Source organism: Streptomyces sp. NPDC051211, assembly GCF_040689505.1.
Lineage (GTDB): Bacteria > Actinomycetota > Actinomycetes > Streptomycetales > Streptomycetaceae > Streptomyces.
The window spans coordinates 1-12,839 of sequence record NZ_JBFBAV010000081.1; the positions used below are offsets into that span (position 1 = coordinate 1).

14 protein-coding genes are annotated in these 12,839 nt (G+C 71.5%); 5 read left to right on the forward strand and 9 right to left on the reverse strand.

Annotation, left to right across the window (positions count from 1 at the left end; genetic code table 11):
- Positions 1–195 (forward strand): BTAD domain-containing putative transcriptional regulator (locus AB0447_RS35775; RefSeq protein WP_366481141.1); only part of this gene is annotated, 195 nt, incomplete at its 5' end.
- 46 nt (positions 196–241) lie between these two features.
- The gene (locus tag AB0447_RS35780; protein ID WP_366481142.1) at positions 242–1,063 is read left to right on the forward strand and encodes an AfsR/SARP family transcriptional regulator; all 822 of its coding nucleotides are present in this window, start codon (positions 242–244) and stop codon (positions 1,061–1,063) included.
- A gap of 13 nt (positions 1,064–1,076) precedes the next feature.
- Here AB0447_RS35780 and AB0447_RS35785 read toward each other — a convergent pair whose 3' ends face one another.
- From AB0447_RS35785 to AB0447_RS35820, 8 genes are all read right to left on the reverse strand, one after another.
- A complete protein-coding gene (locus AB0447_RS35785; RefSeq protein WP_366481143.1) occupies positions 1,077–1,742 on the reverse strand; it encodes a carboxymuconolactone decarboxylase family protein in 666 nt (221 codons plus the stop codon).
- A gap of 112 nt (positions 1,743–1,854) precedes the next feature.
- Positions 1,855–2,640: a response regulator transcription factor gene (locus tag AB0447_RS35790; RefSeq protein ID WP_366481144.1), complete on the reverse strand. Its 786-nt coding sequence runs from the start codon at positions 2,638–2,640 to the stop codon at positions 1,855–1,857.
- A 136-nt stretch (positions 2,641–2,776) separates the two neighbouring features.
- On the reverse strand, positions 2,777–3,184 hold the full coding sequence (locus AB0447_RS35795) for a GNAT family N-acetyltransferase (RefSeq protein WP_366481145.1): 408 nt from the start codon (positions 3,182–3,184) through the stop codon (positions 2,777–2,779).
- Positions 3,168–4,454 carry an adenylosuccinate lyase gene (gene purB / locus AB0447_RS35800; RefSeq protein ID WP_366481147.1) on the reverse strand — a complete coding sequence of 429 codons (1,287 nt, stop codon included), beginning with the start codon at positions 4,452–4,454 and terminating at the stop codon, positions 3,168–3,170. The genes AB0447_RS35795 and purB overlap by 17 nt, the downstream gene beginning before the upstream one ends.
- Positions 4,455–4,518: 64 nt before the next feature.
- Positions 4,519–6,042 carry a glutamine synthetase family protein gene (locus tag AB0447_RS35805; protein ID WP_366481148.1) on the reverse strand — a complete coding sequence of 508 codons (1,524 nt, stop codon included), beginning with the start codon at positions 6,040–6,042 and terminating at the stop codon, positions 4,519–4,521.
- A gap of 3 nt (positions 6,043–6,045) precedes the next feature.
- Positions 6,046–7,431 carry an amidase family protein gene (locus AB0447_RS35810; RefSeq protein WP_366481149.1) on the reverse strand — a complete coding sequence of 462 codons (1,386 nt, stop codon included), beginning with the start codon at positions 7,429–7,431 and terminating at the stop codon, positions 6,046–6,048.
- A 52-nt stretch (positions 7,432–7,483) separates the two neighbouring features.
- Positions 7,484–9,412 (reverse strand): hypothetical protein, encoded by a 1,929-nt coding sequence (locus AB0447_RS35815; protein ID WP_366481151.1) that lies wholly within the window; start codon positions 9,410–9,412, stop codon positions 7,484–7,486.
- On the reverse strand, positions 9,409–9,738 hold the full coding sequence (locus AB0447_RS35820; RefSeq protein ID WP_366481152.1) for a 4Fe-4S dicluster-binding protein: 330 nt from the start codon (positions 9,736–9,738) through the stop codon (positions 9,409–9,411). Before AB0447_RS35820 ends, AB0447_RS35815 begins: the two co-directional genes overlap by 4 nt.
- A gap of 239 nt (positions 9,739–9,977) precedes the next feature.
- On the opposite strand from AB0447_RS35820, the gene AB0447_RS35825 reads away from it, so the two are divergent.
- On the forward strand, positions 9,978–10,688 hold the full coding sequence (locus AB0447_RS35825; protein ID WP_366481153.1) for a gamma-glutamyl-gamma-aminobutyrate hydrolase family protein: 711 nt from the start codon (positions 9,978–9,980) through the stop codon (positions 10,686–10,688).
- Positions 10,689–10,845: 157 nt separating this feature from the next.
- On the opposite strand, the gene AB0447_RS35830 is transcribed toward AB0447_RS35825, so the two are convergent.
- Positions 10,846–11,955: a ScyD/ScyE family protein gene (locus tag AB0447_RS35830; RefSeq protein WP_366481154.1), complete on the reverse strand. Its 1,110-nt coding sequence runs from the start codon at positions 11,953–11,955 to the stop codon at positions 10,846–10,848.
- Positions 11,956–12,251: 296 nt separating this feature from the next.
- Here AB0447_RS35830 and AB0447_RS35835 point away from each other — a divergent pair, with 296 nt between their 5' ends.
- A complete protein-coding gene (locus AB0447_RS35835; protein WP_366481155.1) occupies positions 12,252–12,458 on the forward strand; it encodes an acyl-CoA carboxylase subunit epsilon in 207 nt (68 codons plus the stop codon).
- Between the two features lie 31 nt (positions 12,459–12,489).
- Positions 12,490–12,839: carboxyl transferase domain-containing protein (locus AB0447_RS35840; protein WP_366481156.1), on the forward strand; the 350-nt coding region annotated here is incomplete at its 3' end.

The window sequence follows — 12,839 nt, forward strand, 5'->3', positions numbered from 1 at the left end:
GCCCTGCACCGCTCCGGACGCCGCGGCGAAGCCCTCGACGTCTACCAACGCCTACGCGCCACCCTCGTCCGCGAACTCGGACTCGAACCCTCCGCCGCCCTCCGTGGCCTGCAGAGGTCGATCCTCATGGCCGGTCCCGAGCACCCCGTCGAGCCCGCCGACGCCGGAGCCGACCGACTCGCACGCGTGGGCTGACAGATCGGGCCGTACGGCGATCCGCCGTGACCGTTCGGAGGAGACCATGAAGATTCAGGTTCTGGGTCCGTTGAGTGCCGAGGTCAATGGCGGCTCGATCGTTCCGACGGCCGGCAAGCCCCGGCAGATTCTGGCGCTGCTGGCGCTGTACCCGGGCCGGGTCATGCCCGTGCCCATGCTCATGGAGGAGATCTGGGGCACCGAGTTGCCGCAGAGTGCACTGACCACCTTGCAGACGTACATCCTGCAGTTGCGGCGGCGGCTGGGCACCGCCATGGGGCCGGGGGCGCCGGGCGCGGCCAAGGAGGTCCTGGCCACGCGGCACGGCGGCTATCTGCTGCAGATCCCGCCGCAGAGCGTGGACGTCCACGAGTACGAGGATCTGGTCGCCCGCGGTCAGGCCGCCTTCGACGGCGGTGCGGACGAGCAGGCCGCCGCGTTGCTGCGGCAGGCGCTCGGGTTGTGGCAGGGGCCGGCGCTGGTCGACGTACGGGTCGGGCCCATTCTGGAGATCGAGGCGACCAGGCTGGAGGAGAGCCGTCTGGGCACGATCGGGCGGCGGGTGGATGCCGATCTGCGGCTGGCCCGGCACGCCGAGCTGATTCCCGAGCTGACCGAGCTGATCGCGCGTCATCCGCAGCACGAGAGCCTGCACGCCCAGGCGATGGTGGCGCTCTACCGGTCGGGCCGGCAGGCCACGGCTTTGGACATCTACCGGCGGCTGCGGACGCGGCTGATCGATGAGCTGGGGGTGGAGCCGTCGCCGCAGCTGCAGCGGCTGCACCAGGCGATGCTCGCCGTCGACCCGGCGCTGGATGTGACGGCCGGGCCGAAGCGCGGGTCGACCTTCGACCTGTACGCGGCGTAGCGGCGCAGCGGTCCTACGGTTCGCACCGGCTGCAGCAGCGGGGCGCGTTCCGGGTCCAGTTGGCCGGAGTGGCGGTGCCGGGCGGGGTGGGGTGGGGCTGACGGCGGCCCGGGTGGGTCCAGCGGGGTGCTGCGGCGGGTTCCGGTTCGGACCGGGGCCGGGGAGCCGTGGGCCCGGCGGGGCCCTTTCCTGCGTTTGCGGTGCCGGATGCGGCGGCGGTGCGGGTGCCGGGCCGTGCCGTCGTCGTGGTCGGGTGGATGCGGTGCCAGGCGTCGCTGGTGGTGATGGTGGCGAAGAGGGCGGCGAGGGCGCGTTCGCCGTAGTGGCGGGCGGCTTCGGCCCAGACCTCGTCGGGGACCCGGTCGGGGGTGTCGCCGGCGCGGGTGACGGCCTCGGTGAGGGCGAAGGCGGCGCGTTCGGTGTCGGTGAACCGGTCGGCGGGCGCCTGTCGCCAGTCGGCGACGGCGGCGAGCCGGGCGTCGCTCTCCCCCTTGCGCTTGAGGGCGCGCCCGTGCATGCGGGCGCAGGTGCCGCAGCCGATGATCTGGCTGGCGCGCAGGTGGACGAGGAACTGGGTGGCGGGTGCCACGCCGACCAGGGCGGCGGAGGCGGAGAGCGCTGCGAGGGCCTTCATGGAGCCGGGAGCCTTCACCGCCGGACCGGGGATGGGTGTCTGCACGGCCGTCCTCCTTCAGAGCCTGCCGGACGCCTGTTCCGCACGGGGTGGGCGGTGTGGGCGTCTGTCACAGGTATGACGGACGGGCCGGGTGAAGTGTGACCGGTGTGGCCGTTCAGACCTGGCCGAGTTTGAAGCCGACTCCGCGGACGGTGACGATCCAGCCGCTGTCGCCGAGTTTTCCGCGCAGGCTGCTGACGTGGGTGTCGACGGTGCGGCGGGACCAGGAGTCGCCCCAGACCTCTTGGAGCAGGCGTTTGCGCGGGATGACGGTCTCGGGGTGGGAGGCGAGCAGCAGGAGCAGGTCGAATTCCTTGCGGGTCAGTTTGACGTCGTGTCCGGCGAGGGTGACCTGGCGGGAGTTCCGGTCGATCCGCAGCGGGCCGTGCTGTATTTCGCGGGCGGGGTCGGCGGGTTCCCGGGTGGAACGGCGCATGACGGCTTCCATGCGGGCCATGAGTTCGCGGAATCCGTACGGTTTGACGATGTAGTCGTCGGCGCCGGCCTGGAGGCCGAGGACGCAGTCGAGTTCGGTGCCGCGGCTGGTGACGATGATGACGGGGATGCGGCTCGTGGAGCGGATGACCCGGCAGACTTCGAGGCCGTCGAGGTCGGGGAGGTCGAGGTCGAGGAGGATCAGGTCGGCGTCCTGGTGGGCGTGCAGGGCGGTGCTGCCGCGCTGCACGCAGACGGTGTCGTGGCCGTGCCGGCGGAGCCGTTCCATGAGGGGTTCGGCGCCGTCGGGGGTGCCGTCCACGACGAGGATCCGGTGGTGGCCGTGGGGGCCGGCCGGGCGGGGCCCGGGGCCGTTGGGTGCTTCGGCCGGGTGGGGCTCCGCCGGGGTGAGCGGCGGCGCCGGTATGTGGGGCTCCAGTACTGCCCCTGTGGAAATCCGAGTCATGTCTCCCCCGCGACTCACGCATCCCATTGGGATTCTTCAATGGAGGCTCGTGCTGGGCTCGCCGGAAAAACTACAGACCGGTACCGGCGAACTGAAGGGCTTTCTGTTCGTTCGCGAGCCCAGCACGAGCGGGTTGCTACGGGTTGAGGACCCAGGCGGATCCGTGCTGGGTGAAGCCGATGTGCGGGTAGTACTCGGTGGCCGACGGCGCGGACAGCAGGACGATCTTGACGCCGGGGGTTTCCTTCTGGGTGGCGTCGATCAGGGCGCGGCCGATGCCCGAGCGCTGGTAGGTGCCGTCGACGGCGATGTCCGAGAGGTAGGTGACGTAGCTGAAGTCGGAGATGCTGCGGGCGATGCCGATCAGCTTGCCGGTGTCGTTGTCGCGGGCGACCAGGACGAGGTTGGCGTTGTCGAGCATCTCGCGGAACCGCGCGGTGTCGTCGATGGGCCGGCGCTCGCCGAGGCCGGAGGTGCGGTAGACGTCGAGGACCTCTTCGAGGTCGAGGCCGGCGCCTTCGACGCGCTCAATCTTCCAGTTCACGCAGCTGCTCCAATCGGGTGCGGATGACGTCATGATGGCGGAGGAAGCGTTCCGGCTTGAGCGTGCCGAGGTCGATGCCCTCCTTGGCGAGGGTGCTGCCGAAGTGCTCGCCGGAGGCGATGGTGCTGTTGGCCGCTGCCTGGACGGCACGGTAGGCCTTTTCGCGTTCGGTGCCGTCGCGGAGGAGTTCGGCGAGGACGGCGGAGCTGTAGACGAGGCCGTCGGTCTGGTCGATGTGGGCGCTCATCCGGTCGGGGAAGACGGTGAGGGTTTCGACGAGGTCGGCTGCGCGGGTGGCCTGGAAGTGTCCGACGGTGAGGCTGTCGGGGAGGATGACGCGCTCGACGGACTGGTGGGCGAGGTCGCGTTCGTGCCAGAGGGCGACGTTCTCCAGGGCGGTGTTGGCGTAGCCGCGGAGCAGCCGGGCGAGGCCGTTGAGGCGTTCGCTGGTGGTGGGGTTGCGCTTGTGGGGCATGGCGCTGGAGCCCTGGTAGGCGCTGCTGCGGCGCTCTTCGACCTCGCGGACCTCGGTGCGTTGCAGCAGCCGGAGTTCGAGGGCGAGGTGTTCGATGCAGGCGCCGAGGGCGGCGACGGCCTGGAGGAGCTGGGCGTGCCGGTCGCGGGCGACGACCTGGCTGGGCGAGGGTTCGACGCCCAGGCCGAGGGTGTCGCACACGTGGCGTTCGACGTACGGGTCGATGAGGGCGTACGTGCCGACGGATCCGGAGACGGTGCCGACGGCGACGGCTTCGCGGGCGGCCCCGAGCCGCTTCAGGGAGCGGTCGACGGCGAAGGCGAAGCCGGCGAGCTTGTGGCCGAAGGTGGTGGGTTCGGCGTGGACGCCGTGGGTGCGGCCGATGATGGGGGTGTCCCAGTGTTCGGCGGCGCGGTCGGCGAGGACGCGGCGGAGCCGGCGGGCGGCTGCGGTGAGCAGGTCGGTGGCGCGGGCCAGGGTGTGGCCGAGGGAAGTGTCGACGAGGTCGTAGCTGGTCATGCCGAGGTGGACCCAGCGGGCGGACTCGTCGGGGATGCCTTCGCAGTAGGCGGCGAGGAAGGACAGGACCTCGTGGTCGCGTTCCTTCTCGATCTCGGCGACGCGGGCGGCGTCGGGGACGGGGGCGCGGCGCATGTCGTCGACGGCGTCCTGGGGGACGAGGCCGAGCTGGGCCTGGGCCTCGGAGGCGAGGATTTCGACGCGGACCCAGGTTTCGTAGCGGGCCTGGTCAGACCAGAGGGCGGCCATTTCGGGCAGCGTGTAGCGGGGGATCATTGCGGTCCTCGTGTCCTTCTGTCCGTGGGTACGGTCGGTGGGTGGGGATGCGGCCGTGGGTCGGTCAGAAGTGCTCGAAGTACTCGCGCTGTTCCCATTCGGTGGTGGCGGTGCCGGTGGGCCGGGCGTCGGCCGCCCAGGCTTCGTAGCGGGCGGCCTCGCTCTCCTTGAGTTTGATCAGGCAGGCGGCGAGGGGCGCGCCGAGGAGTTCGGCGGCCGGGCCGGCGCGGAACGCCTCGAGGGCCTCGGGGAGGGACTGCGGCAGGGTTTCGTACGGGCCGTCGTGGGCGGGGGTGCCGATGGTGACGGGTTCGGTGGTGCCGGGGAAGCCGGTGAGGCCTTCGAGGCCGGCGTGGAGCTGGGCGGCGATGTTGAGGTACGGGTTGGCGCTGGGTTCGCCGACGCGGTTCTCGATGTGGGTGGAGCTGCCGCCGCCGACGACGCGGATCATGGCGCCGCGGTCTTCGAAGCTCCAACCGATGCGGGTCGGGGAGAGGGAGTGTTCGGCGCCGAGGCGGCGGTACCCGTTGATGGTGGGGACGGACAGCAGGCAGTAGGCGCGGGCGCGGTCCATGAGGCCTTCGGCGTACGCCTTGCCCTCGGTGGAGATGCCGCCGGAGATGCTGTCGGCGGCGAACAGGTTGCGGCCGGTGCTGTTGTCGACGATGGACTGGTTGAGGTGCCAGCCGCTGGGGTCGAAGCTGTCGACGCGGGGCAGCGACATGAAAGAGGCGTGGTAGCCGCGTCGGGCGCAGGTCTGCTTGACCACGGTGCGGAACAGCAGCATGGCGTCGGCGGTGTCGAGGGCCAGCATGGGGCTGAAGGTGGTTTCGACCTGGCCGGGGCCGGATTCGTGTTCCATGGAGCGCAGCGGCAGGCCGAGGGCGACGAGGTCCATGGCGAGCGGGTCGGTGACGGCGGCGACGGAGGCGTAGGCGGTGTCGCCGTTGAACTGGTAGCCGGAGTTGACGGCTTCCACGCGGGGGGCGTCACCCTGCAGGCCGAATCCGTTGCCGCTGTTTCCGGGGGGTCCGTCGAGGCGGCGGGTGAGGTACCACTCGGCTTCCAGGCCGACGACGGGGGTGAGGCCGCGTGCCGTGTAGCGGGCGGCGGTCTTCTTCAGGACGTGGCGGGCGGACAGCGGGTGGGGGGTGCCGTCGCGGAGGTGTTCGTCGCCGAGGATCCAGGCGGTGCGCGGGCCGTTGCCGGGCAGGACCTGGAAGGTGAGGGGGTCGGGGACGAGGACGAAGTTTCCGGCGCCGGTGATTTCGCTGATGCCGATGCCGGGGTCGCCGGCCTGGAAGTCGACGGCGACGGCGTGGCCGGTGTCGAAGAGGAACGGGCCGGGGCTGAAGTCCATGCCGTTGCGCAGGACGGAGCGGAAGGCGTCGACGGTCAGGGTCTTGGAGCGGGCGAGGCCGTGCGGGTCGCAGAAGGCGACGCGGACGAGGTCGATCTCGTCCAGGCCGGCCTCGATCTGTTCTGCGGCTGCGCTCTGTTCGTCGGTCCAGAGGCCGAATTCGGCGACGAACGACGAGCGGCCGACGCCGCCTTCCCCGTACGGGCGAGACCATGACCGTGCATACATGGGCTACAGCACTCCTTCGGTGACGCGATCCGGTATCGGGGGCAGGTGTCCGAGTTCGGCCTCGATCCGCAGGGCGGTGGAGAGGACGAGGTCGTCGGCGCCGACGGGCCCCACCAGCTGGAGACCCACGGGGAGTCCGGCTGCGGTGAGCCCGGCGGGCAGGGACACTGCCGGCTGGCCGGTCATATTGAAGGGGTAGGAAGCTGGGGCCCAGTCGAGCCACAGTAGATCTCGAGGGTCGGCTGCCCAGGCGGGGCCGATGGCGTCCGCGGCGAACGGTTCGATGGGGACGGTCGCCATCACGAGGAGGTCGAAGCGGTCCATGACCGAGCGGAGGGTGGAGCGGAGTTCGTGGCGGACTCCTTCGGCGCGCATGACGGCGGGGCCGCTGAGGGTGCGTCCGTAGCGGACGATCTCGAGGCGGCCCTGATCGATCCACTCCTCGTCCTCCGGGTTGGTGCCGGCGGCTTCGGTGGCGGCGATGATGTCGACGAGGGCGGGGTAGAGGCCGCCGCAGCGGACGTCGACGCGTTCGATGTGGTGTCCGTCGGCGGTGAGGACGGGCCAGGCCTGTTCGGTGATGCGGCGGATCTCGTCGGTGGTGCCCGGGTATTCGATCCAGCCGATGCGCAGGGAGCGGCGGTCGCGGGGGGCGTCGAGGGTGCCGAGGCCGCTGTCGGGGTCGAGGCGGTCGGGTCCGGCGAGGACAGCGGCGAGTTCGATGACGTCGGGCACGTTGTTGGCTATGGGCCCGAGGTGGGCGAGGCGTTCGGCGCCGGAGGGGACGTAGGGGACGCGGCCGAAGGAGGGCTTGTAGCCGACGGTGCCGCAGAACGCGGAGGGGATGCGGATGGAGCCGGCGCCGTCGGTGCCGAGGGCGCCGGCGCACATGCCGGCGGCGACGGCGGCGGCGGCGCCGCCGCTGGAGCCGCCGGCGGTCAGGGCCGGGTTGCGGGGGTTGCGGGTGGGTGCGGAGACGCGGCAGACGGTGCTGGCGCTCCAGCCGTATTCGGAGGTGGTGGTCTTGCCGACGACGATGGCTCCGGCGGCGCGGAGCCGGGCGACGGCGGGGGCGTCGGTCTGGGGGCGGCCGTTGGGCAGGAGCGAGCCGCGGGTGGTGGGCAGGCCGGTGGTCTGGATGAGGTCCTTGACCGAGACGGTGACTCCCAGGAGAGGGCGGTCCTGCCAGGCCGCCGGGCCGAGCTCGCGGATGCGGGCGTCGGCTGCTTCGGCGGCCTGGAGGGCCTCTTCGCCGGAGACCGAGACGTAGGCGCTCAGTTCGCCGTCGTGCTTGTGGATGGTGCTGAGCACCGACTGGACGTGTTCGAGGACGGAGACGTCTCCCCGGCGGAGGATCTCCTTGGTGTCGCCGACGCCGATGGGGTTCACGGGGTCTCCTAGGTCGGTCCGGTCGGTCCGGTCGGTCGGGTCGGGGGTGGGCTCAGGCCACCTGGCCGGGGGTGGACTCCTCTGCGGGTGCGGCCGCCATCACGGTGTCCCAGTGCCACTGGGAGTCGAACGAGGTGATCTCGGCGTCGGCCCCGTCGGCGGCCAGGCCGGCGGCGAGGCTGGAGGCGCGGGCGATGAACCCCGAGGTGCGGTGGGCGGCGAGCATGTCCTGGGTGTCGAAGGGCCGGCCCTGGCTGCGGAGCAGGCGCAGGTCCATGAACCCGTTGAAGCGGCGGTCCAGGACGTCCACGGCGTGCGGGCTGCGGACCGTGAAGCGGACCATGTTGTTGACGTGCCCGTGGTGGTGCTGGTCCGAGTAGAAGGCGATGTCGGGGATGGTGGGGGGCACGAAGTGGTCGCGGGCCTCCACCTCCTTGGTGCGGGGGAGGTTGCCGGCGATGAAGTGCCAGGAGTTGTACTGCATGCGCGAGGACATCGCCCAGGCCGTGTCGGCGAGGCGGGCGCTGGAGCCGCCGAAGAGGTGGCGGGCCTTGGGGTTGGGGACCACGCAGCAGAAGAACTCGGTGATGCCCCACTCGGTGATCTCCGCCCAGTTCTCCTCGCGGAGGGCCTGGACTAGGCGGGGCAGCGAGCGGATGCCCCGGCTCATGGAGAAGTCGCACTCGAAGGCGTCCGTGGTCGCGGCGACGGTCTCGTACACGAGGGATTCGAGGCCGGTGCCGTAGGCGCCGTGCGGCCGGGCGAGCCAGTCGGGGGCGGCGGCGAGGGATTCGCCGAGTTCGGCGAGGGTGTCGCCGGTGACGGGCAGGCGTTCGCGGAGCCAGGTGACGACGGCTTCCTCGCGGAGGCGGGCGGCGTCCCCGTAGGGCTCGGCGACCCGTTCGATCTTGTGGACGAGAGCGCCGTGGATCTCCCGGTAGAGCTGGGCGTTGGCGGTGACCGTCTTGCGGCGCTCGTGCAGGGCGCGGGCCAGGGCGTCGAGTCCGGCGACGGTCGCCTCGGCGGGCTTGTCGACGGTGTCGCCGCCGGGTACGGCGTTGTAGTGGCGGCGGTTCTGCTCCAGCTGGTGGGCGACGTGGTCGAGGGTCAGCTGGGTGCCGTTGGCCTCTTCGATGCGGGCGTAGCCGGCGGAGCGGATGAGCAGGGTGAGGCAGGTGACCATGACGGCGTCGTTGTCGGGCCACAGGTCGAGCGGCAGGCCGGTCAGCGCGCTGAGGAAGCAGTCGGGGTGCCCGGGCCACAGGGTCTTGCCGGTGACGGTGTTGCCGTCGCGGAAGTTCGTGTACTGCTTGTCCTCCTGGTAGAGCATGAAGGGGGCGGTGCGCTGGGCGGCCTCCTTCAGGGCTTCCAGGGCCTCGTCGCGGCCCTGCGCGCCGAGGGTGTCGAGCCAGGCGCGGCAGTCGGCGACGGACTGCTCGAAGCGTTCGGCGGCGCGGACGACCTCGCTGCGGTAGTCGGCGAGGGCCTGGGCGGACCAGGGCGCGCGCAGGACTCCGCCGACGAGCTTGGCGCCGGCGGACAGCGGGCCCTGGCCGGGCACCCGGATGACGATGCGGCCGCTGGTGGTGAGGCCGATCTCGCCGAGGAAGACCGGGTTCTCGGCGTCGAGGGCGTCCTCGCCGAGGTGGGTGTACGGGTCGTCATCGCGCCAGGTGATGCCGGTGAGCACCTTCAGGGCGGTCTCGTCGGCGCTGCGCAGGGCGCGCAGTTGCACGTCGGCGGGGACGTGGCCGCCGAGGGAGGCGAGGATGCCGACGGCGGTGGCCAGGTCGGGGGCCGCGGCGGCGTCCTGCCAGACCTGCTGGAGCAGGCCGGGGAAGCCGGCGTCCTCCTCGCGTACGAAGTCGGGTTTGGCGGTCGCGCCGGCGGGCAGGCCGAGGCGGCTGGGGCGGCGGCTCTGCCGCTTCTTGGCGTTGAGGGCCCGGCGGGAGGTGCCGGGACGCTCGGGGAGCGCGCTCACGCGGTGCCTCCGGCGGTCAGCTCGATGTGGTTCCACATGGCCTCGTCGGTCGGGGTCCAGTCCTCGTCGACGTAGATGCAGTCGACGGGGCATTCGAGGACGCAGACGGGGCAGCCGGAGCACAGTTCGGGGATGATCACGACGTCGATCCCGCGGTCGAAGATGGCCCCGAACTCGGCGGGGCAGCTGCGCAGGCAGGTGTCGCAGGTGATGCACTCGGACTTCTCGATGCGGCGCGGCGGCTTCTTCCAGTCGGAGCGGGACCGCGTGGCGATCCGCTCGGCCCGTCCGGACGCCTCCGCCGGGGTGTTGCTTACCTTGAGCATCAGGTGCTCTCCTTATCCGCTCCGACTGGGCTCCACAACTCCCGGATATTGCAGCCGGGTGCGGTGTACCGGTGCTCGAATCATCCCCGCAGCGGGATCGTGCGGCGCTGGAGGGACGCTGGGGCAGGCGTATTTCCGGGGAATAACGGGGCCGTTCCGAGGTAGCCGGTGCACCATGTCGGGTCAGGGGAGCTGTTCAGCCGCGAATTCACACCTCGCCGAACAGAAAAGAGGTTTCGATGAAGAGACCACTGGTGGCACTGACCGCCGATTCGACAGCGGTGAACTGGAACATTTGGGGGGAGGTGGCGGCGTGTCTGTTGCCGCTGACCTACTTGGAGAAGGTGGAAGGGGCGGGTGGCGCGCCGCTGTTGCTGCCGCCGTCCGTGGACGCGGTGGGCCCGGTGATGGAGCGGGTGGACGCGCTGCTGATGTCGGGCGGCGCGGACCTGGATCCGGCCCTGTACGGGGAGCAGCCCGGGGAGTTCACGCGGGCACCGCACCCGGGGCGGGACGCCAGTGAGCTGGCGGCGCTGGCGGTCGCGGAGCGGCGCGGCATTCCGGTGCTGGGGATCTGCCGGGGGCTCCAGCTGATCTCGGTCTCGCGGGGCGGGACGCTGGACCAGCACCTGCCGGAGCATTCGCCGAAGGTTCCGGGCCGGTACGAGCCGCGGACCGTCCGGACCGAGCCGGGCAGCCGGCTGGGGGCGACGCTGGGCCGCTCGGCCACCGTGCACTGCCACCATCACCAGGGCATCGACAAGTTGGGTGCCGGGCTGGTGGCGACGGCCTGGTCGCAGGACGGGGTGATCGAAGGGGCGGAGGCGGCGGATCCGTCGGCGCCGTTCCTGGTCGGCCTGCAGGCGCACGGGGAGCTGGGCGAGGACACCGTCCCGCTGTTCGCGGCGTTCGTGGAGGCGGCGCGGGAGGCGGCGGCCCGGCGGGGCTGATCCGGCCGGCCCGGCGGGACACCCTCTGAGGCTTGGGGGGGCGGCGGACGACCCGGTCATCGTGGGTTTGCGGTGACCGGGCCGTCCGTTGTGTGCCTGTGGGGGGTGTGGTGCGTGGGGGGTGTGGGGATGTGCCGGGTGGCGGCCCGGGGTCTGGTTACGGGCGGACGCGGACCAGCTCGCCGTTGGCGCCCGCCGACTTGTGGCTCACGTAGATCTGGCCCTGGGGGCCGATGTCCAGGCCGGTCGGGCCCTGAAGCTGCCCGCCGGTGGGTATCTCGGTGACCGCCTTGGTGGCCAGGTCGATCTTGGACAGGCGGCCGGGCAGCGGCGGGCCGGCCTGGAAGCCGTCGGTGAAGGACAGCGCGTACAGGTTGTTGTTCTTGTCCAGGGCGATGTCGACGAGGTTCGACAGCCCGGTGACGAGGATCTCCGGCTTGCCGCCCGGCTCGATCTTCCAGATGCGGGCGGCGCCCGGGCGGGTGCCGCTCATGTCGGCGACGTAGACCGTGCCGGTGCTGTTGTTGCGGACGATGCCGGTGGGGACGGCCTCGGCGGCGCCGGTCGCGGTGTCGTTCTTGGGGAACGTGAACGCGGTGGTGGTGCCCTTGGTGCAGTCGGCGCGGAGCAGGGTGTTGGCCCCCGCGTCGGTGATCAGGTAGCCGTCCTCGGTGCGGACGAAGTCCCAGGCGTTGGAGTGGACCTCGAGGCCGTCCGGGTTGAGGCGGGTCTCGTGGTCGGTGAGGTCGGCGAGGACCTTGCCGTCACGGGTCCGGAACAGGGTGCCGATCTTGGAGGCCTCCGGGCCGAGGGCGGCGCGGGAGTTGGAGTCGCCGCCCTGCCCGGTGAGCACCAGGTAGCCGCCCCACGGGTCGGGCGCCACGCTGCTGGGGCCGTTCACGTGCTGGGCACCGCCGGTGGCCGCCGAGCCCTGGCCGATGGAGGGCAGGCCGGTCAGGACGCGGCCCTTGCGGCTGCCGTTGACCTGGTAGACGGAGCCGGTCTTGCCGACGCACCAGGTCTCGGCCGTGGCGCAGTCCGGGTTGCCCTGGCCGGCCTCGGCGACCAGGATCCGGCCGTCCCACAGGGCGGTGACGTCACGGACGTTGTTCAGGCCGGAGGCGAGCACCTCGAGGGTGGCGGTGCTCTGGGTGCGGGCCTGGGCCTGGGCCGGTACGGCAAGCAGCGGGGCGGCGAGGGCGGCCGTGGCCACGGCGGTCGCCGCGGACAGGAGGGCGGTCCTCCAAGGCCGTGCTGATGTCGACATATCTCTCCCTAGTCGTGGACGCCCCCGTCGAAGGAGCGATACGAAATCCCTGCCACGATAGGCAGACGTCCTGCAGCGAATAACCCCTTGAATAGCGCGCGTTGTCCGAACTCCACCGGGCCTCCGGACACATTGCACGGACCGTGTGCGAAATCTCCGGTTCCGGTGGGCTGCACGGAAAAGGCCGGGGTGATTGTCCGGCTTCCGCGGATTTCCCTTTCGGCGGGTTGTCGAGGGGTTTCCGAGTCCGCCTTGAGTGCCGGGGACGACCGTAGGCGCACGACGAAGGAGGAACTGTGGACGGTCGGAACGGGGGAACGCTGGTGCGCGTCGAACGCGGGCTCGCCGAAGCCGAGGAGCTGGCCGCGGTGACCGTGGTGCTGCTTTCGCTCCTCGCGGGGCGGGGCGACGGCGACGGCGACGCAGGGGACGGGCGGTCGGCCGGAGCCGCCACCTGGAAGCCGCCCGAGTCGGGGTACCGCTCCCCGCGCAGCTGGCAGTGAACACACATCGAGGAAGGATCCTGTCGTGACGATGGTGAGCAACGAAGCTCCGGCCGTTGTGGAGACGGCCGATGCCCGAGGGCGCGTGGCCGAGCTGCACGCCGTCCGTGCGCAGGCGTGGGGCGGCCCCAGCGAGCGGGCGACCCAGGCGCAGTACGCGAAGGGCAAACTGACCGCCCGTGAGCGGATAGACCTGCTGCTGGACCCCGGTTCGTTCAGCGAGGTCGAGCTGCTGCGCCGGCACCGGGCGACCGGCTTCGGCCTGGAGGAGAAGAAGCCCTACACGGACGGTGTCATCACCGGCTGGGGCACGGTCGACGGGCGGACGGTCTTCGTCTACGCGCACGACTTCCGCATCTTCGGCGGCGCGCTGGGCGAGGC

Bases quoted from the DNA above. Each gene is read 5' to 3' on its own strand.
- AB0447_RS35780 (WP_366481142.1), top strand. From the start codon at position 242: ATGAAGATTCAGGTTCTGGGTCCGTTGAGTGCCGAGGTCAATGGCGGC.
- AB0447_RS35790 (WP_366481144.1), bottom strand. From the start codon at position 2,640: ATGACTCGGATTTCCACAGGGGCAGTACTGGAGCCCCACATACCGGCG.
- purB (WP_366481147.1), bottom strand. From the start codon at position 4,454: ATGATCCCCCGCTACACGCTGCCCGAAATGGCCGCCCTCTGGTCTGAC.
- AB0447_RS35805 (WP_366481148.1), bottom strand. From the start codon at position 6,042: ATGTATGCACGGTCATGGTCTCGCCCGTACGGGGAAGGCGGCGTCGGC.
- AB0447_RS35820 (WP_366481152.1), bottom strand. From the start codon at position 9,738: ATGCTCAAGGTAAGCAACACCCCGGCGGAGGCGTCCGGACGGGCCGAG.
- AB0447_RS35825 (WP_366481153.1), top strand. From the start codon at position 9,978: ATGAAGAGACCACTGGTGGCACTGACCGCCGATTCGACAGCGGTGAAC.
- AB0447_RS35830 (WP_366481154.1), bottom strand. From the start codon at position 11,955: ATGTCGACATCAGCACGGCCTTGGAGGACCGCCCTCCTGTCCGCGGCG.